The sequence below is a fragment of the Paenibacillus gorillae genome, from assembly GCF_000513275.1.
GTDB lineage: Bacteria > Bacillota > Bacilli > Paenibacillales > Paenibacillaceae > Pristimantibacillus > Pristimantibacillus gorillae.
The window spans coordinates 1-23,679 of the sequence record NZ_CBVJ010000107.1 but is presented as its reverse complement, the minus strand read 5'-3'; the positions used below and the strand labels follow the sequence as shown (position 1 = coordinate 23,679).

The window sequence follows — 23,679 nt, the reverse complement described above, 5'->3', positions numbered from 1 at the left end:
TTTTAAGGAAGCAAAACAGGTGCTTTGCGGTTATGCGTGCCTTGCTCATAAGCGTAAGCCAGCTTAATGAGTGTCGGTTCGTCGAAGGAGCGTGCCATAAATTCGATGCCTACAGGCAGCCCTTCAGGGGTAAAGCCCGCCGGAACGGAAATAGCAGGGAAGCCTGTGAATGCGCTGAGGCGATTGTTGACGCCGGCATTTTGTCCTTCACCGATTTTAGCAGCTGTCTGGCTCGTAGAAGGATATACGATAGCGTCTAGGTTATTGTCGGCCATCAGCTTCAGCATGGCATCGCGGTTTTGCTTCGTACGGTATAAAATAATGTCTTTGTACTCTTGGGTTTCCAGCTCTGTTCTTGCGTTACGGGTTTTCATAGATTCCAGCTGCGATTTAAGAACTTGGCCGGAATCAATAATTTCTGTCAGTGTGTGATACGGTGCTCTATCGCCAAGCTCAGCCAAGTATTCATTCAGCTGAAACTTGAATTCGTAGCCGCTCAAGCTAGGGTAGCCGAGCAGCGTTTTGATGTTTGGAATTTCAATCGGAACAGCCGTACCGCCCAGTCTCTCGATATCCTTAATCGCTGCTTTCACGATGTCGGTTACCGGCTTCTCTGCTGCGGTCTCAGGCAGCAATTCTACCGCTACGCCAATACGGGCTCCTTTTAATCCGTTCACATCGAGATAGTTAGTATAGCTGCTTGGAATATGTCCAACTGCATAAGCAGTTGCAACATCGTCTTTATCATAGCCGGCTGTAGCATCCAGCAGTATTGCTGCGTCGGTTACGGTGCGAGCCATTGGGCCGCCAACGTCCTGCGTCAGTGCGAGCGGGATGATTCCATCACGGCTGGACAGTCCGACAGTTGGACGGATGCCGACAAGGCTGTTGAATGAAGATGGAATGCGAATCGAACCGCCAGTGTCGGTGCCAAGTCCTGCGAGTGCGAAGTTCGCGGCGATAGAAGCGCCAGTGCCGCCGCTCGATCCGCCTGGATAGTGATCAAGCGCGTACGGATTGAGCGTTTGTCCGCCAAGCGAGCTTTCTGTCGTAATGCCAAACGCAAATTCATGCAGATTGGCTTTGGCGAGAATGATCGCTCCTTGCTTTTTCAGCAGTGCGACTTGATCGGCATCTTCCTTAGGAATTGAATCCTTCAAGCAAAGGCAGCCAGCGGTTGTAGGCATGTCACTGGTATCGAAGTTGTCCTTCACGATAATAGGAATGCCATGCAGCGAGCTGCGTTTGCCTTTCTCTTTGCGTTCCTTATCGAGTCCTCTAGCGATTTCAAGCGCTTTTGGGTTGATGGTGATAAGAGCGTTGATCGATGCGTTCTGATCATCATACTTTGCAATTCGGTCCAGATACTGTTGAACAAGCCCTTCGTAGGTGAGCTTTTCTTGGTCGACTGCTTTTTGGATAGAGCTGATCGTCGCTTCTACCAATTCGAACGGTTTAATATAATCATAGATTCGATAAGAGAGCGCGTAGGCTTGCTCATAAGTAAGCTTACCTGATGGATTAAAACGATCTGCAGTTGAGCCGGTCATAATTTGGAAGGAGGACACTGCACCAATAGCTGAAGCATAGGCTTCTTTATCCGGCACGTCTTTGTAGGATTCAGGTTTAGGAGGCAGCTTTAGCGTCTCTGCAATTAACGTTGCAGCATCTTTACGGGTTACGGAGTCACTGTTCTTCAGCTTGAAGCTTTGAGTGCCTCCTGCAGCTTTTGCGGCCTTGTTGAAAATAGCGCTGAGCTCGGAAGAGGTCACGAGCTTGCTTTTGGCATTGCTCTCAGATCCAAATTGAAGAGCAATAGCCTTAGCTGCATCCCCTGTGTATACAGCGACTGCTGCTGTCGTGGAGGGTGTTGCTGCGAATGCGGAGAGTGGCGCTGTCGCCAGCATGACGCTTGTCACAATGGCAAAGGCTGCTTTCCGGGTCCATCGTAGTTGTTTGTTCATGAAGTATGCCCCATTCCTTTATGTAATATATTCTAACATTGAATTGATTATAGTAGTAGATTAATAGAATGGGCAATACTTAAATTCAATAGAAAAAGGAAGGTAGTACAGCATTCCCTCTGTGAATCTTCCCTTTTCTCTTCATTTCTCTTTAATTAACTATTATGTTATATAAATTAACGTAAAATCAAGGAATCTCATTTAAATCATTAAAAAACAGATTCATTTATGTTATATAATCTGACATTATGTAGTGGGCCGTAATAATCATAATCAATTTTTATAATCCCGATAAAAAAGTCTTTGTAATTCCAAGTATTCCGATATATAATAACTCGCAAGAGACGATTGAACGATTAAATAGGTAGGTATTTATACACCGTTAGGAGGAAGAGGAAATGGCCAAAAGAAACGGAATATCGATCAGTACTTTTGTTGCAGTAGGTATCGGATCGCCATTATTCGTCATATTGGGAAGATTCGGATCTATCCCGTCCGGAATTCCCGATACGAATATTGAAACGACCTACGCACTGCTTGCGCTTATTGCAGTGCTTTACGGTCCGATTGCTGGCGTATTGGTGGGATTGATCGGTCATACGCTGAAAGATGCGATTTTTTATGGAACACCGTGGTTCAGTTGGGTCATCGCATCTGCGGTTGTTGGGCTCATTATTGGTCTGGCGTCCGGCAGATTAAAGATTGAGGATGGTCAATTCAGGTGGCAGCAAATTTTGAAATTCAACCTGTTCCAAATCGTTGCGAACGTTATTGCATGGCTTGTTGTTGCGCCGTTCTTGGATATTTTCTTCTATGCTGAGCCTGTTAATAAGGTGTTCGCGCAAGGGGTTGTGGCTGGCGGAAGCAATATTTTAGCAGTAGGGATTATCGGCACGCTGCTGCTGCTCGCCTATTCCCGAACGAGAACGAAGCAGGGGAGTTTAACGAAAGAAGTGTAGACGGATAGATCCCTTCGGTCATACCTGCATATTTAATCGTCATAAGTCTAGACTGATCGGAACGTTTCAATGATATAGGTTAAGCGCGAAAGCCGGTGAAATGCACCGGCTTTCCTATTTTTCAACGATGAAGAGGTAGCTGACATGAGTGAAAGAAAACCAGTCATCCAATTTGAAGATTTTAGTTTTCAATATCGGGCACAAGCAGAACCTACACTTCGCGGGATTAACCTCACCGTATATGAGGGGGAGAAGGTGCTGATCGTTGGTCCTTCAGGCTCCGGCAAAAGCACCCTAGGCCATTGCATGAATGGACTAGTCCCTGCGTTTTATTCAGGTGAGAGCAGCGGCTCCGCTTTCGTTCTGGGCCAGCCGTTAAAGGGACTCGGCCTATTTGAACTCTCCGAAATGGTCGGAACGGTGCTTCAGGATCCTGATGGCCAGTTTGTCGGATTGACAGTAGCCGAGGACATCGCCTTTAAGCTGGAAAACGAAGCGGTAGAGCAGGGAGAAATCCATCGTAGAGTGGCGGCAGCGGCATTAGCTGTTGGTATGGACAAGCATTTAGGCGATGCCCCGCAAAATTTGTCCGGCGGCCAGAAGCAGCGCACTTCACTCGGAGGTGTGCTTGTGAGCGATGCGAGCATCTTGTTGTTTGACGAGCCACTTGCCAACTTGGATCCTCATACAGGTAAACTTGCGATTGAACTGATCGACCGTGTACATCGGGAAATGGATAAGACGGTGATCATTATTGAGCATCGGCTTGAGGATGTATTACACCGTAACGTTGACCGGATTATCGTCATGCAGGAAGGGCGTGTCATTGCCGATCAGCCCGCAAGCGAACTGCTTCGTTCCGAATTGCTGGGGCAGACGGGGATTCGCGAGCCGCTTTATATAACTGCGTTGAAATATGCAGGCTGCGAGCTGCGGGAAGAGATGAAACTGGAGCGGATCGATGAGCTTCAGGCCGATCAGTGCTCGGCGAAGCTGCAAGCTTGGCAGGATACTCAACCGGAGGAGGTGCATTCGCAGGAATGTTCACCTTTGCTAGAGATCGAAGATTTATCTTTCGGTTACGAGCCGGATGCTCTTATTTTGCAGCATGTCTCCCTCCGCATTAATAAAGGAGAAATGGTCAGCATCGTTGGTAAAAATGGGGCGGGCAAATCAACGCTCTCCAAGCTGATTTGCGGATTTTACCGGCCGAGCTCTGGCAAGCTGAAGTATAAGGGAGCGGATATGCGCTCCGATACCATCAAGGAACGTGCTGAGCGAATCGGTTTCGTTATGCAAAATCCGAACCATATGATTTCTAAAACGCAAATTTTTGATGAAGTGGCGCTTGGGCTGCAGGTGCGCGGCGTAACAGGGGAAGAGCTTCAGCGGCGCGTTCATCAGGTGTTGAAAATATGCGGGCTGTACCCGTTCCGTAATTGGCCCATATCTGCGTTAAGTTTCGGGCAAAAGAAACGTGTCACCATCGCATCGATTCTTGTGCTGGAGCCGGAGGTTATGATTTTGGATGAGCCAACGGCGGGCCAGGATTTTAAACATTACAATGAAATGATGGAGTTTTTGCGGACGTTGAACCGGGAGGGTATGACTGTAGTGATGATCACGCATGACATGCACTTGATGCTGGAGTATGCGGATCGGACGATTGTTTTGGCGGACGGCAAGAAGCTGGCTGACGATACGCCTGCCCGTATTTTGACAGATGCCTCTATTGTAGAAGCTGCTGATTTAAAAGAAACGTCCGTCTTTGAATTGGCTAAGCGGGCCGGGCTTCCAGAGCCGCGGGAGTTTGTCAGCCGATTTATTTCGTATGACCGGAGGGTGAGGGGCAGATGAAGGTACAAATGCTAAGCTACAAGCGTCTCGACTCTCCGATTCACCGGCTGACAGGCTCGACGAAGCTTATCTTTTTTGCCCTATGGTCCGTTGTTTCCATGATTACGTATGATACGCGCAGCCTGCTTGTGATGTTTCTGTTCAGCTTAATCATGTTCGCGCTATCGAAGGTAAAATATCAAGATTACTCGTTTGTGCTCTATTTGATACTGTTTTTCTTTCTACTCAATCATATCGCTATCTTTTTATTTTCCCCGCATGAGGGCAATAAAATATACGGAACTACTCATGAACTGTTCCATATAGTGGGCTGGTACAGTGTAACGCTGGAGCAGTTGTTCTACCAGTTCAACATTATGCTGAAGTATTTGACTGTCGTTCCGATTGCCCTATTATTTATTCTCACCACAGACCCTAGCGAATTTGCAGCGTCGCTCAACCGGATCGGGGTCAGCTATAAAATATCGTACGCCGTAGCGCTGGCGATGCGCTATATCCCTGATATTCAGCGTGACTATCAGAATATTTCCTTTTCTGCGCAAGCACGGGGACTCGATACATCGCGAAAAGAGAAGCTGTTCAAGCGGCTGAAAAACGTCGTTGCTATCCTGCTGCCGCTCACTCTTTCCAGCGTGGAGAGAATTGAGGTGGTAAGCGCGGCTATGGAGCTGCGCGGCTTCGGCCGTCATAAGCGCAGAACCTGGTACAATGCAAAGCCGTTCACTGCCCGGGACTATGCCGCGCTTGCCGTCATTGTAATTGTAGTGGCGGTGTCGATTGCGCTGGCTGTCAGCAATGGTTCCCGGTTTTATAATCCTTTTGTTTGAATTTACTGTTTAGCGAGTTTTAGCTTTTTAGAGAAATAGATTCGCTATAGACGGCGGCATCGCGAATCAAAATGTAAAAGTGCACGTTATGAGCGGCGAAAACGCTGATTACCCGCCTCAAAATGCTAAAGTGCATGTTGATTGGCTGAAAACAGCCCGTTTGGCCGAAATACAGTGATTTCAAATGCACTTTTGCATTTTGAGAGCCATTTTTGGCTCGTTTTAAGGCTTGCAAACTGTATTTTTGCATTTTGTTCAATGTGCAGGGAGGGAAAGGCAGGCTGGCGCTGCCGGTGCAGTCGTTGTGCGACACACAGTACAGTGCACAAACGATGTGTGATGTGGCAGAGTGCAGGGGAGCCATGCTAAAACAAATGTATGTTGGTACGACGCGACAACGCGTATGGAGGCTCAGCCCTTAGAAAAAGTGCAATCCTTCCCTACAGCAAAGAGGCCGTCCCATGGGGACGGCCTCTTTGCCTGATAAGTTCTATTTTTTGTTCTCTTCACTTCTGGCGATCAGCATATCAACGATCATGTCAATTTGGCCGGTAATCGCAATCGGATCATAGCGATAGAAGGTATCAAAATCGTTGTAGAAGATCGTGTTGTTCTTCGACGCGTCAAGGTTTTTCCAGACTGGGGAGTTTTTCAGCTTCTCGATCTCTTCGCCTTTTTTCTCCGGATCGTACGTCGTCAGGAACATATAGTCGGCTGCATATTCCGGCAGCACTTCAAGGGAAAGCTGCGTCGTTGCTTTATCTGTGGAAATTTTCTCCGGCATTTTAAGATTCAGTGCATTATAGACCGCTTGGCCGCCTCGTCCGGCATTGTCACCGAATACCCACAGCTCGCCTTTGTCTGTCAGCTCATATAAGCCAAAGGTTGCGTTCTCGTCGATGATACCCTTCAGCTTCTCGCGTCCTTCCGCTGCCTTTTTATCAAAGTTGGCAAGGAATTCATCGGCTTTCTCCGGTGCGCCAACGATGTCGCCGAACAGCTTCACCGCTTCGGAAATGTTGCTGGTCGTACCATATGGAATATGAAGCGTAGGGGCGATCTTGGAAAGCGCCTCGTAGCTTTCGTCGTACATCACAACGATGAGGTCAGGCTTCAGATCAAGCGCCTTTTCCGCATTAATCGGTGCGCCAACTTCTTTGGCGTCCTTCAACATATCTTTCAGGAACGGATTGTCGAACGTGGTTGGCTCTACGCCAACCACGTTGGCGCCTACTGTCAGCAGCTCGCCGCCGTAGTAATCTGTTACGATCCGTTGCGGCTTAACCGGGATTTGGATGTCGCCTTTGTCGGTTTTATAAGTGCGGAATTGCCCTTCCGCTGGCGGAGCGTCAGTAGCCGCAGGTGCAGCCGTGCTCCCGCTATTGTTGGCAGAAGTGTTGCTGCCCTTTGAATTGTTCGATCCGCAGGCGGATACGATGGCCGTCAGCACGAGCAGCAGAGCGGCGAGAGTTAGTAATGTTTTTTTGTTGTGCACAGGTGGAACCCTCCAGTTTATCAATTGAATGCCGTTTCGATTAACGCAGTACATGATATTGCGAATCATTATCAAATGAATGATAACAAATATCATTTGAGTTGTCTACTGAAAGGAAAAGGAACAGTGAGTGTCCTAGAAGGGGGTGTCTAGTGAAGTAAATAAGCAGGCAATAAAAAAGAACAGCCCGGTATCATAACCGGAGCTGTCCCATCCATACAAAATTATAGTTCAATCGTAAGCGTCACCGGGCAGTGATCGCTGCCAGTAATATGAGGCTCAATATCTGCGCTAACGATAGCAGGCTGTAATGGAGAAGAAACGAGGAAATAATCGATACGCCACCCTACATTACGCTCCCGTACCTTCGGCATGTAGGACCACCAGCTGTAGGCGTCCGTCCTTTCAGGATGAAGATGGCGGAAGGAGTCGGTGAAGCCGGATTGGAGCAGCTCGGTCATTTTACCGCGTTCCTCCAGTGTAAACCCGGAGTTGCCGAGATTTGGCTTCGGATTTTTCAGATCGATCTCTTCATGGGCGACGTTCAGATCGCCGCAGACGATAACCGGCTTCTGCTTGTCCAATTCCAGCAAAAAGGTGCGGAACCGGTCTTCCCATTCCAGCCGCAGCTCCAGACGCGAGAGATCGCGCCGAGCATTCGGCGTATATACGTTGACGAGATAAAAGCCTTCGAATTCGAGCGCAACGATTCGTCCCTCAGATTCGTAGTCCTCTTCCAGGCCGTATCGTACCGACAATGGCTTCACCCGGGTGAAAACGGCAGTGCCGGAGTAGCCCCTTTTCTCCGCATAGTTCCAGAATTGCTCATACTCCTCGCCAATCTCCAGAGTGATTTGCCCTTCTTGCAGCTTAGTCTCCTGCACGCAGAAAATATCAGCGTCCGCTTCTTTGAAATATTCGATGAATCCTTTGTTGACGCAGGCCCGCAGGCCGTTTACGTTCCAAGATACGAGCTTCATTCGCATTTGTCTCCTTACCATCTATCATGTTGATTCTAGTGTAACATACAAACCCTGAAGCATGTTCTGATAGAATAGAGGGAGAAATAGGAAGGGGAATGAACCTCCTTGATGATAGCTTTAACCGGAGATCGGGGAGATTAAGCAGCTATCCGCACAGCAGCGCGTTTGACAAACATAAGCGGCATTCGTACTATGAAGCTGTACATACAAGCAGTTGTTATGGAAGCAGAAGGGATGCGGGATAAAATGAATCAGCCACATATTGTAGTAATAGGAAGCTTGAATATGGATATTGTTGTACAAATGGATCGTTTTCCGGTGCACGGAGAAACGTTGACTGGCCGCGAGGCGCATTTTGTTCCAGGCGGAAAAGGAGCCAATCAAGCCGTTGCGGCGGCGCGTCTTGGTGCACGCACGACGATGGCGGGAGCTGTCGGGGGCGATGCTTTTGGTAAGGAGCTGCTGGAATCGCTCCATAACAGCGGTGTCGATCACAGCCAGGTACGGCAGTTAGAGGGAGAATCGACGGGTATTGCCTCCATTATGGTGTCGCCGGACGACAATATGATCGTTATCGTACCGGGTGCTAACGCGCAGTGTCTGCCGGAGCATGCGGCGGCGCTCGAGCCGGTCATCGCGGTCGCAGATACCGTATTGCTGCAGCTCGAAATTCCGCTGGAGACGGTGACAGCCGCAGCCGTGCTGGCGAAGAAGCATGGCAAGCGGGTCATTCTAAACCCTGCACCTGCGCAAAAGCTGCCGCAAGAGCTGCTCGATTGCGTCGATGTAATTACGCCTAACCGCTCCGAGCTTGAGCTGCTGACAGGGCTTAGCGCTTCGGAAGGCGAGCTGGAGCTTGCGATGGATGCCATGCTGGCAATGGGGCCGGATACGGTCGTCACGACGCTTGGCGGAGACGGTGCAGTATTCAAGCAGCGCGGCGGAGAGCTTCATTCCCAGTCGGCTTATACCGTACCAGTCGTTGATACGACGGGAGCAGGCGATGCCTATAATGCTGGGCTGGCCTATGCGCTGTCGATCGGCGAAGATATTCAAGCTGCTGCCGCACTGGCATCGAAGGTGTCGGCGCTTGCAGTTACGAAGTTCGGGGCGCAGGACGGCATGCCGCTGATGGCGGACGTGCAAGCTTTTGAAGGCCGCTAATAAATTAGAATTTTCAAATCCCCGTATTTGGTAGGGGAATTGCCATAGTCGGGTCTTGCCGGATGGACGTATTCGTAATATGCTGGAATAGAGTTTGCGACTACATAGGTTAGGAATCGATGATACGATGACAATCGGTTTTTTCGACTCGGGGATCGGCGGCCTTTCCGTGCTTGCCGAAGCGCTGCGGCGGCTCCCTGCACAGGATTATTTGTATATGGCGGACACGCTTCATGTTCCTTATGGCACGAAAGAGAAAGATGATGTTAAAGCTTACGTAATGAATTCTGTCAGCATGATGATGGAGCGGGGAATCGACGCGCTTGTCGTCGCTTGCAATACGGCGACAAGCATTGCGGTGAATGAGCTGAGAGAGGTATACTCGCTGCCTATCGTCGGCATGGAGCCGGCTGTGAAGCCTGCAGTAGAGATGAACCATGCTACGGGCAAAAGAGTGCTCGTATTCGCGACGCCGCTCACGCTTCAGCTGCCGAAATATTACGCGCTCGTCTCACGTGTAGACGAGGGCGGCATCGTCGATTCGCTGCCGCTTCCGGAGCTGGTGCGTTACTGCGAGAATTTGCAGTTTGATAAAGAAGTGATGGCGCAATATTTCCGCGAGAAGCTGGCAGATTATAATTTGGACGATTACGGTATTATCGTGCTAGGATGCACGCATTATCCTTTTTACAAAAAGTGTGCTGCGGGAGCTTCTGCCTCCGCATATTCAGATTGTTGACGGCAATGCGGGTACGGTTCGCAGGCTGTCAGCCTTGCTGACCAGATCCGGCATCGCACATAACGGTACCGGACGCGTCAGTTTTATGTGCTCGGGCAATGAGCCTGCTTATTTGGATAAAATGCAGACAGCGCTCGCTTTTGTCCGGGAGTTGAACGATTAGCATGATGCTGCTATAGGGCAGTGCAACATACAAGAAGCGCCAGCGAGTATGGATATGCGCTGGCGGCTTCTTGTATGTTGACGGGTTGGTGGTGGATGCAAAGCGAAGCATTATCGTCTGTTAGCAGCGCCGCAGGATTCGCGAACAATAAGCTCCGGCGAATGGTTGAGGCTGATCGTTTCATCCGAGCCGTTGATGGCGCTGATTAATTGCAGCACAGCCATCCGCCCTAAATATTCATTATGCTGGTCCATGGAGGTCAGGCGCGGGATGCTGTAGTCGCTCTGCTGAAATTGGTCACAGCTCGCGATAGCCATGTGCTCCGGGCATGACAGTCCGCGATCTTTCAGTGCGCGCATGGCGCCGATAGCGACCATATCGTTCATCGCGATGACGGCTGTTGGCAGCCTATTGGTATTGCTGTCCAGTAGCTGTATCGTAGCAGCATAGCCATCAGGCGCGTAGTAGTCGGACGGGACGATGTATGAGGGCTGCACAGCTTGACCGAGCGCCTTCATAGATTGTGTGAAAGCCTCGATCCGCGAGGTCGTGATGCGAATGCCCGGCTCGCCGCCAACAAAGCCAATACGCTCATGGCCAAGAGCGATAAAGTGATGGACGAGTGACGTCACGCCCTGCTTCAAATTCCGCTCTACGAATAGACAGTTGCAGCCTTCGATCTTGGAGCCCATAATGACGACCGGCACCTGCCGATGGAGCTGGTTGAGCGCTTCAATGAACGAGGCAGGAACCTCTTCCTTGTCGATTTGGCCGCCTAGTATGAGAACGCCGTCGACTTGCTTCTCCAGAATGATTTTGAAATAGTCCTCTTCTGCAATGGTTTCGTCATAGCGGTCAGCATTCCGCGAGAACATCGTGTTAAACAACAGCGTTGCGTAATGATTTTTGAGAGCAAAGCTCTCCACCTGCAGGAAGAGGGACGCGAAGTAGGGGTTCGTAATGTCGGGCAAAATGACCCCGATGTTTTTCGTTTTATGATTAATCATGCCTCTGGCGAAAATGCTCGGTGTATAGCCGTATTCGTCTATAACCTGCTGAATCCGCTCCCGTTTCTTGGGCGATACGGAAGGGCTGTTGTTCAGCACTCGCGATACGGTGGAGACGGAGACGCCGCTTTTCTCGGCAATTTCCGTAATGGTTATCTTGCTTTTCAAAATGCCACATCCTTTAAGCTTGCTAGCCGATGCTTCGATTCTAACGCAACTTGACGATGACTGCAACAGGAATTTGGTATCGTTACCAAATCAATTGATGAATAATCGGGGTTATCAATGAGGATGGATGAAACAGCTGTTAATGACGTGAAATATTACGATTGACAGTCTATTTTTCGTCTGATAATGTTTGCAGTGACAGCATTTTTATTTTTCTATTTGGTAACGTTACCAAAATATCAGGAGGTGCATCACTTTGATTACAGAGATTTCGGAATCCGTTCTGGCGGTCGATCTGGGAGGAACCAGCATCGTTGTGGGCGAGGTTACGCCGGACGGAGAAGTTCTGGGCATCAAATCCTACGCCAGTGATACGACAACACAGTCGGTTGCGCTAGCAGCCATTATACGGGCAATAGACGATTATAAAGGAACGATAGGATTTCAAGCGAAAAAGCAGCTCGCAATCGGCATCGGTCTCGTGGGACGGGTGGACGAGAAGCGGGGCATATGGATCGAAATCGAGCCGGGCAAGACGGAGGTACTCGATGTACGAGGCATTATTGAGCAGCGTTACGGTCTGACATGCGGCATCGACAACGACGTCGCATGCGCCACGAAAGCGGAACAGCAATTTGGGTGGGGCAAAGAATCGCAAAATTTTATCTACCTCAACGTAGGTACAGGCATAGCTGCCGGGATGGTGGCAGAAGGGCACTATGTGAATGGTGCCAGCTTTAACTCCGGGGAGATCGGCCATATGGTCGTTTCTATGGATAGTGATGTTGCTTGCGGCTGCGGACGCAAAGGCTGCGTGGAGCGGATCGCATCGGGCTTGGGGCTTCATGAACGGGTGACAGCACTCAGGAACCAGTATCCGGGAACTGCGTTGCCGGAACCAACAGGCGGCGAAAGAGTTGCTGCAGCGGTGATATTCGAAGCTGCTCAGGGCGGCGATGAGCTTGCGCTGAAGGTGAGCGAGGATGCAGCCAAAGCGCTCGCAGCGCTAGTGATGAATCTGGTACGCGTCAGCGACCCGGATACAATCGTGTTGGGCGGCGGCGTGGTGAAAAACGATTATTTTGCCGGACGGGTGCAATCATACTTGAATCCAAAGACGATGCGATTTGTCGCTCATCAGCTCGTACAGACGAAGCAAGCGACGACAGAGGTCGGCTTGGCGGGTGCCGCGTTGGCCGGTTGGCGTGCCAGCCAACGAAACGGAGAGGAGATGAAGAATCGTGGATAAGCAGTTATTGGAGGATATTGTGAGGTCAGGCTATCTTCACCGGCCGCTGCCGCTATATGAGGGACGTTCGTTGGAGCATAAGCAGAAGGCGGAGCCGGTGCTGGCGGAGCTAGCGCTTTTTGGCGAGGGCTCGGGGGAGAGCTCCAACTGGATTCACCGTGGTCCAGGTACGTTAACCTTCACGGAAGGGCAGGCGGTAACGTTAAGCTCTCCAACGCTAATGCCGCATTGGCCGGAAGGAGCGCCTGCTGACGGAGATTACGTCAATTTCGGCATAGCTTCGATGGTTAAGCCATTTGACCGCGCTAACTGGGAGGACTACAACCGGATTACGATCGAGGTTTATCCGGATTTTCCCGGCGTACCGAATACGTATTTGTACATGAAGTTTAAGAACGAGGGCGTAATTGCGATACCGGATATTTATCATCGCGAAGGCTATCATGGCGTCAACTTGAAAAACAGGCAATGGAACGTGATTCATCTGGAAATCCGCGAGCTGCCAAGAGATGCTGTGACGGAGCTCGAAGTAGGCTATTACTTGAACGGGAAAGACCGTGCAACGGGTGACCGGATGGAGCTGACACTGCGCGCAGTTAGGCTGGAGAAAGTAGCCGGTCATGAAATCTCCAAAGGCTGGACGCCAAAGGCCGGCGATATCATTTATTCGCATAGCGGCTACAACCAATCCGGTGCGAAAACAGCATTTTCGGCTGCTGATACGGCTAAGGGTGAGGGTTCGGGTGCAGGTGCGGGTCGTGAGGAAGCTCATTTCTGCTTGAAGCACGCCGGAAGCGACGAGATTGCTTATACGGCTCCAATTGGATATATCGATACTGGAATAGGGCGGTTTGAGACGTATGATTTCTCCGCGTTCTCGGAGAGCGGCCTGTACTGGCTGCAAGCGGGAGAGCTTCGTACAGAAAACTTCGCGATTGGGAGTGCGGCGGAAGTCTGGCAGTCCTCGGTGTGGAAATCGCTAAATTTTATTTTTTGCGAGCGCTGCGGTTATCCCGTTCCGGGTATTCATGGCAGCTGCCATGCCGATATCGTCGCAAGGCATGAGGGAACGGTACTCTCCTATAACGGCGGCTGGCATGATGCGGGAGACGTATCCCAACAGACTGTTCAGACGGCTGAAGTGACGTTTGCGCTTTTTGAGATGGCGGAGAAGGTCGAGGGACTGGACGGAGATTTGTATTTGCGTCTGATCGAGGAAGGCGAATGGGGACTGGACTTCCTGTTGAAGACGCGTTTTGGCGATGGTTACCGCGCGACTAGCGCCGGCATTACCCGCTGGACGGACGGCCGCATCGGCAATATGGATGACGCGGAGGCGCGCGTTCACAACCAGGCCTATGAGAATTTCTATCTGGCCGGTATTGAGGCTTATATTCATGAGCGGCTCAAAACGGTAAATCCGGCTTTGGCTGAACGGCTGCTGCACTTCGCCGAAGAAGACTTCGAATTTGCGATGACGGAATTTGCCAAGCATGGCATCGGCCAGAAGCCGATTTTCTGGGAGCATACGTATCAGACCTCGGAGAGCTTGTACATGGCTACCGCTTCATGGACCGCTTCGATGCTGTATCGTACGACGGGGGACGAGCGTTATGCTGTCCATGCCGCGAAATTCATCAGCTATGTGATGGAAAGTCAGGAGCTGAGCGGTCTCTCGCTGGATGACGGAACGACGATAGCCGGTTTCTTTTACCGTAATCCGGAGAAGAAAGTAGTGCAGCATTTCAATCATCAGGCTAGGGAGCATCTGTATTTGCTTGCTCTGGTCGCGATTCGCGAGACGCAGCCGGGGCATGAGGATGCCGGACGCTGGCAGGAATCCATTGAAAGCTACGGCGATTATCTGAAAAAGCTGGCCGCCTATACGGCGCCATATCCAATGATTTCGAGCGGGGTCTATCACGTTGACGAGCATCTCGATGAGCAAAGCTTCGGCCATCAGCATCTGCTGACGGATGAACGGGCGCGTGAAGATTATGGCGTGCAGCTCGGACATGGCGTTAAGCTGAACGACTCCTATTATTTGCGTCGTTTCCCGGCTTGGTTCTCTTTCCGGGGCAACAATGCAATTCTGCTCTCAACAGGTAAGGCGGCTTCGCTGGCTGGCGCTTACTTGGGTGATGCGGAGCTGATTGGCATTGCAGAGGGACAGCTTCAATGGATTGTCGGGAAAAACCCGTTCGCCCAGTCTCTTATGCATGGTGAAGGCTACCGCTACGCGCAGCAGTATTCGGTACTCGGCGGAGAGATGACAGGGGAAATCCCGGTGGGCATTCAAACGTGGGGTAATGAGGATGAGCCGTATTGGCCGCAATTCAACAATGCAACCTACAAAGAGGTATGGACAGGCAACGCCGGCAAATGGCTGTCGATCGTAGCCGATCTCTATGCCATCGATAAGAAAAGCGAGGGATCACGATGATGAAGCCAACGATGATGACTTATATTCTTGAGGAGCAGGAGATGGTGGAGAGCATTCTGGCGAGTTATCCGGACAATGTCCGCGCTTTCGCGGATGCTGCGCTGGACAAAACTGACTGGCTCGCTTTCGCCACAGGCTCCAGCTATAATGCGGCGCTTAGCGCCAAATATTATATCGAGAAATGGGCGGATGTCCGGATCGAAGTGAAGGAGCCGTTCCACTTCACTCATTACGATCGGCTGTCGCCACACATTGATCTGGCGCTGGGCATTTCCCAGAGCGGGCAGAGCACCTCGACGATTGGCGCCTTGCAGCACGTGCGCGGGGAGCGGGACATTGCCACCATCGCCTTGGCGAGCGATACGGGAAGCGCGATCTCAGAAACAGCGGATGTGACGGTAGATATCGGCTGCGGCAAAGAGCGGGTCGGATACGTGACGAAAGGCTTCACAGCTACTGTGTTGACGCTTATGCTGGCAGGGCTTCATCTGGGCGAGCGGAAAGGGAAAGTGAGTACAGCGGAGGTGGAGGGGCAGCTTGCTGCATTCCGAGGAATGGCAGCGGCTATTCCGTCGATTATTGCGGGGACAGAAGCGTTCTATGAGCGCTACCAGTCTGAATTCGTTAGCGCTCCGCGTTTTACCGCTGTGGGCAGCGGCCCTGCCGTCGGAACGATCAAGGAGATCGAGACGAAGTTTTGCGAGACGGTACGGATGCCATCGCAGGGTATTGAGCTAGAGGCGTTCATGCATGGCCCGTACTTGGAAGTGAACCCTGAGCACCGGATCTTTTTCTTGGAGACAGAAAGCGCTGTGAAAGAGCGGCTGGAGCTGCTGCGCAGCTATGAAAGCCGGATTACGCCGTATACGTATACCGTTAAGCTGGCTGCATCCTCGGAGGAACGTACGCTGGGTCTGGGCGTCGAGCTAGATGAATTCCAAGCGCCGCTTGCACTGATCATTCCGTTTCAAATATTGGCGCATCATATCGCCGGCGGCCGCGGCATCGACCTGACCAACCGGATCTACACCGACTTCGGCATGGCGATGCGGAGCAAAACGCAGCCAGGTGACTACGCTTAGACCCTGCTGGATTGCAAAAAGAAAAGGACCACATTCCCGCTGACAGCGGTTGAATGGGTCCTCTTTGTGTTTCACTGCATGTGCGCTACGCGGGTTATGCAACATGGGAAGCATGTACATCATACTGCCCATGAAACCCATGAAACCCATGAAACCCATGAAACCCATGAAACCCATGAAACCCATGAAACCCATGAAACCCATGAAACCCATGAAACCCATGAAACCCATGAAAGCCCATAAAACCCATGAAACCCATGAAACCCATGAAGCCCGCAAAGTCCACGAAGCCAACGAATGCACCGCTACACCGCCGTTTGCAGCATCAAAATGCAAAAGTGCATTTTGATTTTGCTTTTTTCGCCCAAAAAGCCGCTCAAAATGCAAATCTGCAGGTTGATTCGGCTTCGAACGCCGATTTCAGGCAAAACTGGCCGATCCAAATGCACTTTTACATTTTGATGTGCGTAAACGGCCTTTTTCGACGAACAAAAATGCACTTCCGCATTTTGTTCGCTAGGCGACCGGGCACCTCTTGCCGGATCACATCCGAGCACTGGGAATCAGGAATCGGGAGCAGGCTGCCTTTTGCCGGAGGAAAGACAGCTATTCGCTGTGCCATTCTGAAGACGCGGCAGGATTGCATCCGCACCATGTAGCGGAAAAGAGTCTATTGCGTTTCATGCATAAGGGAGCTGTTACGCTTCACTTTGCGGAAGAAGGATTATGCCTCTAGGCTTCAGCCAGCCGGCTCCTTCTCTTTGCCGAAGCGGATGAACAGCCACACGCCGAACAGGATGAACAGTCCCGCGCCAAGCTGGTAGCCGGTCAGCGGCTCCTTCAGCAGCATCCACGCGAGCAGCGAAGCAATGACCGGCTCGCCAAGTACGGACATCGATACAGCGGCAGCCTTCATGTATTGCAGCAGCCAATTGAACAAATAGTGGCCGAAAAGCGTCGGCACGATCGCCAGCAGCAGAAAAATGCCCCATTCCTTGCTGCTGTAGCCGCCGAAGGCGTTGCCTTGGACGAGGTTGTATAACGCAAGCGACGTTGCTGCAAAGAGAAACACCCAGAAATTATAGGCGAAGGCATTCACGTCCTTGCGCAGCTCCTTGCCGATAAGCATATGGACGGCGACGGCGGCCGCACCAAGCAGTGACAACAAATCGCCTAGCAGCGCCTGCGGCGACAGTCCGAAATCGCTCGAACCGATCACGACCGAGCCGATTAAGGCGATGCCCATGCCGAGCAGCATCATCCGGTTCGCTTTTGTCCGGAACAGGAAGTAGGAGCCGATCATGACGAATACAGGCTCAAGCGTAAGAATTACGGTAGAGCTGGCGACAGTTGTCAGCCGGAGGCTGGCCATCCAGAGCAGGAAGTGTAGCGCCAGCATAACCCCGGAAGCGGCTAGCCAGAGCCATTGCCGGGCGCTTAGATGGAACATGCTGCTGCGATACTTCCAGACGAAGGGGAGCAGCAGAAGGTTGGTCAGGTACAAGCGGTACATCGCAATGACGGCAACGTCGGCCTCCGACCAGCGGACGAAAATCGACGAGAACGAAATGCCGATAATACCGATTATAAAAAGCAGCTCATGTGTGGTGAAAAGTTTGACGCTGCGGTTCATGTTTTGTGCAGTTTCCAATGACGATAACACTCCAGACGGGATGAACTTCGCCTGTAATACTACTACACGGGGAAAGCCCGTTGCAAATGGTAATTTCGCGAGCCGCTCAACGAAAAGCGGCAATTCTGTTACAATAGGAGCAGAACATGTCGGGAAAGAGGAGATTGGATGAAGTTCAGGCCATGTATCGATCTGCACAGCGGTAAGGTGAAGCAAATCGTCGGGGAGACGCTCGATGCGAATCCGCAGCAGGTTGTGGAAAATTTCGTATCGGAGCATGACTCGGCTTATTACGCTAATATGTTCAAACGGGACGCTTTAACAGGCGGCCATGTCATTATGCTGGGCGGCGGTAACGAGGAAGCGGCGGTTCAAGCGCTGCGCGCCTACCCGGGAGGCCTGCAGCTTGGAGGCGGTATCAAAGCCGAGAACGCAGCCTTTTATCTGGAGCAGGGAGCCTCACAGGTCATCGTGACGTCTTCGATTTTTCGCGACGGCGAACTGGATTGGGACAGTCTGAGACGGATTGTCTCGGAGGTCGGCAAGGACAGGCTCGTCATTGATCTCAGCTGCAAGCAGCGGGACGGGGAATGGCATGTCGTCACGAATCAATGGCGTACGTTCAGCAGCCTTGTCGTGAATGAAGCGAACTTGCGGGAGCTGGAGTCGTATTGCAGCGAATTTCTTATCCATGCGGTGGATGTAGAAGGAAAGCGGACAGGCATTCTGGAAAGCCTCGTTCAGCAGCTTGCAGAGTGGGTAACGATCCCGACTACTTATGCGGGCGGAGCGCGCTCCATGGAAGATCTCGAATTGTTCCGGCGGTTGTCGGTCGGCAAGCTGGACATTACGGTCGGCAGTGCTTTGGATATTTTCGGCGGCAATCTGTCCTACGATCAAGTCGTTGCCTATTCGTCTTCGATTCAATAAATCAGATGAGAAAAAAAAGAGAGTCAGCCGCTGCGCACAAGTATATTGCGCCTGAAGCGGTTGACTCTTTTTTTACGGGCAGCTCTCTTAATTTGCAGTTACGGAATCGGCAGCGGCTGCCGGCGCTTTTTGCGGCTTCTGCTGCGCTTTTACCAACTCGGCGTCAAAGCATTCGCGCAGCTCGACGATTTTACGCAGGTCGGTCAATACGACCTTATCTTTCAAGTATTTGTCGTGGAACAGCTCCCAGGTCGGGGCTGTTTTTTGCGCCATCAGCGTGCGGACTGCATTTTTAACCATGCGTCTTTCCTTCGCGTTGGTGTATGTATCCTTGTACAGCTGCTTCCGCTCGAAATCGAGGTCCTGGAACACGGCCCGGAATACATCCGCCGTCATGCGTGCGTCGTCAAGCGCCCGGTGCGCCGTGCCCTCAGAAGTGATCTCCAGATCCTGCAGGGCAGCTTCCACACTGACGTCGTTCGTGACGTTTTTATAACGCAGATAACCTTTAAGCAGGTCGAAATAGTAGGCAGACATCCAGAAGCTGTCGTCTAGCTTGTGCATGCGCGTGTCATAGACGATGCGCTTCAAATCCTCGCCGCCCCAGGTGAGCAACAGAATTTCTTCTTCGCTCCGGCCCAGCCATGCGATAAAATCGGCAATTACTTTTTTAAATCCGCTGGCGCGGTCGATATCCTCTTGCGGAATGCCTGTTTTTTTCTTGATGAAGCTATTCAGCTTGGAAAAGTAAACCGGCTTGATTAAAGCTGAAAATTCATCCGTCTGACGCAATTCCGAATTGAGGCGGACAGCGCCGATCTCGATGACTTCCATAGGCAGCTCGCTCGCGAACTTGCGGCCGTTGAACTCGATATCTAGTACGATATAATCCATCGTTTTACCCCCGAATAAATGACTATCTTTTATTTTACCACAACAGGCTGGGGGAAGCACTAAATTTGACGATTTTAGTGCCTTTTTTTTGATTAAATTTTTAGAAAAAAGCCAATCCATAGTTTACATCCCATGTCGCATCTATATACTTAGAAGGTGGAATCACTGCGGTTATTTACACCATTGGAGGAGGATTATTTATGCAAAAAAGCGATCAAGATCGGCATTGTAGGATATGGAAACCTGGGGAAAGGCGTCGAAAAAGCGATCGCTCAAAATCCGGATATGGAGCTGACAGCGATCTTTACACGCAGACAGCCAGACCAGCTTCAAAGCACAGGCGGAGGCGCGAAATTCGAGCACATCTCCGCTGCTGAGACGTATAAAGGAATCATCGATGTCATGATTCTTTGCGGCGGTTCGGCAACAGACCTCCCAGAGCAAACGCCGGTATTGGCGAGCATGTTCAATACGGTTGACAGCTTTGATACGCATGCTAAAATTCCTGAGTTTTACGAGTCCGTTAATGCAGCAGCTAAGCAAGCGGGCACGCTCAGCGTCATTTCGACTGGCTGGGATCCAGGCTTGTTCTCGCTCAACCGTCTGCTCGCGGAAGCTATTCTGCCAGAAGGCAAAGACTATACGTTCTGGGGCAAAGGCGTCAGCCAAGGCCACTCCGACGCGATTCGCCGCGTACCGGGTGTGAAAGCCGGCGTTCAATACACGGTGCCTGTACAAGCTGTCATCGATCGTATCCGTTCCGGCGAAACGCCAGAGCTTGAGACGCGCGAGAAGCACTTGAGAGACTGCTACGTTGTAGCTGAAGAAGGCGCGGATCTGGAGCAAATTCGTCAAGCAATCGTGACGATGGAGAACTATTTTGCCGATTACGATACAACGGTTAACTTCATCACTGAAGAGCAGCTGAAAGCCGAGCACCAAGGCATGCCGCATGGCGGCTTTGTTATCCGCAGCGGCGTTACAGGTGAAAACACGAAGCAAATCATCGAGTTTGGCTTGAAGCTGGAGAGCAATCCAGAATTCACAGCCAGCGTTCTTGTCGCTTGCGCGCGTGCGGGATACCGTATCAGCCAAGAAGGCGGCACTGGGGCGAAAACAATCTTCGATCTGCCGATCGGCTACCTGTCGCCTAAATCGGCTGAAGAGCTTCGCCGCGACCTTCTGTAATCCAGAGGGGAAGCAGAATATCAGGCATCGAGAAGAGCCTTGTCCACGGAAATTCCGGGACAAGGCTTTTTATGCGTTAGAAGGGCTTACATAGTCATGTGGCTTTGTTTTGCATGTTAGCTTTATAGTTCTAGTTTTTTAATTTTGATTTGTTAAAATCATCGTTTTTGGTGTGGGAAATTAAATTTTGGGCTGGGGTTTGCAGATTAGATTGCGTCAATTGACTATGTTCAGGGAGAAAAATGAGGGGAAAACNTCGGTTTTTAGTTTTTGATGGGGGGAGGTTTCCTTACATTTCCATTGGCAGCCCTTAAGGGGCTTGATTTTAGGCTCGCTCAACTATCTTAAAATATTTAAATTTTAGGAATTGTAAATGTTTGAAAGCGTTTCAAATCCTTTAGTAAAGCCGAACGATGTCAGGTTATAGAACGAATTAATCAAGGTAAAAAATAATTTTTATTGGCATGTCAGAATATATATGTTTTAGTATTTATGCAACAGAGTACAAAGTATCTTCAAAAAGTGCAAATGACTCGTGAGCCAGCCAAATAAGGAGTGTTGATGACCTTGACAACAGCGGTAACTGAACAACAAGCGACGGCAAAAAAATACGTGCAATCGGTTTTTGAGACGATCTCCAAACGCAATCACCATGAGCCTGAGTTTCTCCAAGCGGTGAAAGAAATCGTAGATTCGCTTATTCCAGTGTTTGAAAAGCAGCCCCAGCTTATGGAGCTTGGTATCCTGGAAAGAATCTCCGAGCCAGAGCGTGTCGTGTATTTCCGCGTACCTTGGGTTGACGACAAAGGTAAAGTACAAGTCAACCGCGGCTACCGCGTACAGTTCAACAGCGCACTTGGTCCATACAAGGGCGGTCTGCGTTTCCATCCTTCCGTTAATGCCAGCATTATCAAGTTTTTGGGCTTCGAGCAAATTTTCAAAAACAGCTTGACCGGCCAACCGATCGGTGGCGGTAAAGGCGGCTCCGATTTTGATCCTAAAGGCAAATCGGACAACGAAATCATGCGCTTTACGCAAAGCTTTATGACGGAGCTATACAAATACCTTGGACCAGACGTTGACGTACCGGCAGGCGATATCGGTGTTGGCGCTCGTGAGATCGGCTACATGTTCGGTCAATACAAGCGTATTCGCGGCGGACACGAAGCTGGCGTGCTTACAGGTAAAGGTCTTGGCTACGGCGGCAGCTTGGCGCGTAAAGAAGCTACAGGTTACGGTACTGTATACTTCGTACAAGAAATGCTCGCTTCCAAAGGACTTAGCTTCAACGGCAGCCGGGTAGTTGTATCCGGTTCCGGTAACGTATCGATCTATGCAATCGAAAAAGCGCAGCAGTTGGGCGCTCATGTCGTTGCTTGCAGCGACTCCAACGGTTACATCATCGACGAAGACGGTATCAAGCTGGATACAGTTAAGCGTCTGAAAGAAGAAGAGCGCAAACGGATTAGCGATTATGTAAAAGAGCATCCGAATGCGGTTTATGTGGAAGGCTGCCAAGGCATCTGGTCGGTTGCATGTGATATTGCGCTTCCTTGCGCAACGCAAAACGAAATCGACGAAAATGATGCAGCTAAGCTGATTGAAGGCGGCGTAAAAGCAATTGGTGAAGGTGCAAACATGCCTTCGACGCTGGAAGCGATTGACGTATTCCTGAAAAACGACGTACTGTTTGGACCAGCAAAAGCTGCCAATGCAGGCGGTGTAGCGGTTTCCTCGCTGGAAATGTCGCAAAACAGCATGCGTTTGTCCTGGACTTTTGAAGAGGTTGACGCTAAACTGCATGTCATCATGAAAAACATCTACGACAACAGCGTAAAAGCAGCCGATGAATTCGGCTACCCGGGCAACCTCGTAGTTGGCGCTAACATCGCAGGCTTCATGCGTGTTGCCAACGCAATGGTATCCCAAGGCGTTGTGTAAAATATACGTATTGCAAGAAATGAAAGGACCGTATCTATTGGCTGAGATGCCATTAGATACGGTCCTTTTTTGCGTTTGGCGTGTTGGCGGGGTTAATGAGCGGAGCGCGTTAGCGAGTGTTTGGCGAATGTGTCGAAAGTCGTGTCAGCAAGCGTGTCACAATGACCGTATCGCAGCTGACATGGTGGCCAAGCTGGGGCAGCGGAAGCGAAGTTCGTATCGTTATATTACGTACCCGGATGGCTATATGCAATGTTGAAGCTGGCCGGTCGGCTGTAGCGAAGTTTACTTATTTAAATAGCGAATCTGATTCGCTAAAGGTGATGTCAGAGCCAGTAAGCCGCCTCCAGCGAAGCGGCTTCGCTAAATAGAGAAGCTGGATTCGCTCCAGAAGCTCATTAGAGGGGGTGAAATGGCATTTGCGAAGCTGGCTTCGCTATCCATGAACCTTGGTTCTCGAATAGCGAAAAAAGGTTCGCTGTACGTTGTGATCATTGTAGGGTGGTTGGTGGCAGCGAAGTTGACTTCGCTATATTGCGAACCTGGTTCGCTAAATGCAGTATTGAAGCTGGCTGGGTGGTTGTAGTGAAGTTTACTTCTTTAAATAGCGAATCTGATTCGCTAAAGGTTGTGTCAGAGCCAGTAAGACGCCTACAGCGAAGCAGCTTCGCTAAATAGAGAAGCTGGATTCGCTCCAGAAGCTCATTAGAGGGTGTGAAATGGGATTTGCGAAGCTGGCTTCGCTATCCATGAACCTTGGTTCACGAATAGCGAAAAAAGGTTCGCTGCACGTTTAATCAGTGTAGGTTGGCTAGTGGTAGCGAAGTTGACTTCGCTATATTGCGAACCCGGTTCGCTAAATGCAATGTCGAATCTGGTTCGTCGGCTGTAACAAAGTTCGCTTCGCTATTTGCTAGATAGGAGTCAGTCTGGTGGCAGTAGCGAAGCAGCTTCGCTAAATAGAGAAGCTGGATTCGCTCCAGAGGCTATGAA

Annotated in this window: 18 protein-coding genes and 1 pseudogene; 13 read left to right on the top strand and 6 right to left on the bottom strand. The window is 50.6% G+C overall.

Translation table 11 applies throughout. The annotated features are described in order from the left end of the window. Positions 1-2: 2 nt before the first annotated feature. Positions 3-1,964, bottom strand: a complete 1,962-nt coding sequence (locus TY10_RS20250) for an amidase family protein (protein WP_042167431.1) — start codon at positions 1,962-1,964, stop codon at positions 3-5. Between the two features lie 398 nt (positions 1,965-2,362). Here TY10_RS20250 and TY10_RS20245 point away from each other — a divergent pair, with 398 nt between their 5' ends. The 3 genes from TY10_RS20245 to TY10_RS20235 all read left to right on the top strand — a co-directional run bounded on the left by TY10_RS20245 (position 2,363) and on the right by TY10_RS20235 (position 5,607). Next, positions 2,363-2,923, top strand: a complete 561-nt coding sequence (locus TY10_RS20245; protein ID WP_042167429.1) for an ECF-type riboflavin transporter substrate-binding protein — start codon at positions 2,363-2,365, stop codon at positions 2,921-2,923. Positions 2,924-3,067: 144 nt separating this feature from the next. Next, on the top strand, positions 3,068-4,780 hold the full coding sequence (locus TY10_RS20240) for an ABC transporter ATP-binding protein (protein ID WP_042167427.1): 1,713 nt from the start codon (positions 3,068-3,070) through the stop codon (positions 4,778-4,780). Next, positions 4,777-5,607 carry an energy-coupling factor transporter transmembrane component T family protein gene (locus TY10_RS20235; protein ID WP_042167425.1) on the top strand — a complete coding sequence of 277 codons (831 nt, stop codon included), beginning with the start codon at positions 4,777-4,779 and terminating at the stop codon, positions 5,605-5,607. Before TY10_RS20240 ends, TY10_RS20235 begins: the two co-directional genes overlap by 4 nt. A gap of 490 nt (positions 5,608-6,097) precedes the next feature. Here the strand turns inward: TY10_RS20235 and TY10_RS20230 are convergent, their stop codons facing one another. Together TY10_RS20230 and TY10_RS20225 are read right to left on the bottom strand one after the other, a co-directional pair. Continuing rightward, positions 6,098-7,102 carry an ABC transporter substrate-binding protein gene (locus TY10_RS20230; RefSeq protein WP_042167423.1) on the bottom strand — a complete coding sequence of 335 codons (1,005 nt, stop codon included), beginning with the start codon at positions 7,100-7,102 and terminating at the stop codon, positions 6,098-6,100. A gap of 224 nt (positions 7,103-7,326) precedes the next feature. Beyond that, a complete protein-coding gene (locus TY10_RS20225; protein WP_042167421.1) occupies positions 7,327-8,082 on the bottom strand; it encodes an exodeoxyribonuclease III in 756 nt (251 codons plus the stop codon). A gap of 195 nt (positions 8,083-8,277) precedes the next feature. Here TY10_RS20225 and rbsK point away from each other — a divergent pair, with 195 nt between their 5' ends. Together rbsK and murI are read left to right on the top strand one after the other, a co-directional pair. Further along, entirely contained in the window at positions 8,278-9,249 is a 972-nt protein-coding gene (gene rbsK, locus TY10_RS20220) for a ribokinase (protein WP_337588376.1), read from the top strand. A gap of 127 nt (positions 9,250-9,376) precedes the next feature. Then, positions 9,377-10,151 (top strand): annotated as a pseudogene (murI, locus tag TY10_RS20215) (glutamate racemase). A gap of 110 nt (positions 10,152-10,261) precedes the next feature. Here the strand turns inward: murI and TY10_RS20210 are convergent. Next, a complete protein-coding gene (locus TY10_RS20210) occupies positions 10,262-11,326 on the bottom strand; it encodes a LacI family DNA-binding transcriptional regulator (RefSeq protein WP_042167419.1) in 1,065 nt (354 codons plus the stop codon). 256 nt (positions 11,327-11,582) lie between these two features. Between TY10_RS20210 and TY10_RS20205 the strand changes: the two genes are divergently transcribed. The 4 genes from TY10_RS20205 to TY10_RS30825 all read left to right on the top strand — a co-directional run bounded on the left by TY10_RS20205 (position 11,583) and on the right by TY10_RS30825 (position 16,759). After that, positions 11,583-12,575 (top strand): ROK family protein, encoded by a 993-nt coding sequence (locus TY10_RS20205; protein ID WP_238327815.1) that lies wholly within the window; start codon positions 11,583-11,585, stop codon positions 12,573-12,575. Next, complete coding sequence (locus TY10_RS20200; RefSeq protein WP_042167417.1) at positions 12,568-15,018, top strand: glycoside hydrolase family 9 protein; 2,451 nt, start codon at positions 12,568-12,570, stop codon at positions 15,016-15,018. The genes TY10_RS20205 and TY10_RS20200 overlap by 8 nt, the downstream gene beginning before the upstream one ends. Next, entirely contained in the window at positions 15,018-16,100 is a 1,083-nt protein-coding gene (locus tag TY10_RS20195; protein ID WP_042167438.1) for an SIS domain-containing protein, read from the top strand. The genes TY10_RS20200 and TY10_RS20195 overlap by 1 nt, the downstream gene beginning before the upstream one ends. 248 nt (positions 16,101-16,348) lie before the next feature. Then, positions 16,349-16,759 (top strand): hypothetical protein, encoded by a 411-nt coding sequence (locus TY10_RS30825; protein ID WP_162160649.1) that lies wholly within the window; start codon positions 16,349-16,351, stop codon positions 16,757-16,759. A gap of 80 nt (positions 16,760-16,839) precedes the next feature. Here TY10_RS30825 and TY10_RS20185 read toward each other — a convergent pair whose 3' ends face one another. Continuing rightward, a complete protein-coding gene (locus TY10_RS20185; protein WP_042167436.1) occupies positions 16,840-17,733 on the bottom strand; it encodes a DMT family transporter in 894 nt (297 codons plus the stop codon). A 168-nt stretch (positions 17,734-17,901) separates the two neighbouring features. On the opposite strand from TY10_RS20185, the gene hisA reads away from it, so the two are divergent. Then, a complete protein-coding gene (gene hisA / locus TY10_RS20180; protein ID WP_042167411.1) occupies positions 17,902-18,663 on the top strand; it encodes a phosphoribosylformimino-5-aminoimidazole carboxamide ribotide isomerase in 762 nt (253 codons plus the stop codon). Positions 18,664-18,750: 87 nt separating this feature from the next. Here the strand turns inward: hisA and TY10_RS20175 are convergent, their stop codons facing one another. Continuing rightward, positions 18,751-19,557 carry a 3'-5' exonuclease gene (locus tag TY10_RS20175; RefSeq protein WP_042167408.1) on the bottom strand — a complete coding sequence of 269 codons (807 nt, stop codon included), beginning with the start codon at positions 19,555-19,557 and terminating at the stop codon, positions 18,751-18,753. A 156-nt stretch (positions 19,558-19,713) separates the two neighbouring features. Between TY10_RS20175 and TY10_RS20170 the strand changes: the two genes are divergently transcribed. The 3 genes from TY10_RS20170 to TY10_RS20160 all read left to right on the top strand — a co-directional run bounded on the left by TY10_RS20170 (position 19,714) and on the right by TY10_RS20160 (position 23,057). Further along, positions 19,714-20,745, top strand: coding sequence for a diaminopimelate dehydrogenase (locus TY10_RS20170; protein ID WP_238327813.1), 1,032 nt, complete (start codon positions 19,714-19,716; stop codon positions 20,743-20,745). Positions 20,746-21,306: 561 nt separating this feature from the next. Beyond that, complete coding sequence (gene gdhA / locus TY10_RS20165) at positions 21,307-22,686, top strand: NADP-specific glutamate dehydrogenase (RefSeq protein WP_042167405.1); 1,380 nt, start codon at positions 21,307-21,309, stop codon at positions 22,684-22,686. Between the two features lie 116 nt (positions 22,687-22,802). Further along, positions 22,803-23,057 carry a hypothetical protein gene (locus TY10_RS20160; protein WP_042167403.1) on the top strand — a complete coding sequence of 85 codons (255 nt, stop codon included), beginning with the start codon at positions 22,803-22,805 and terminating at the stop codon, positions 23,055-23,057. Positions 23,058-23,679 lie beyond the last annotated feature (622 nt).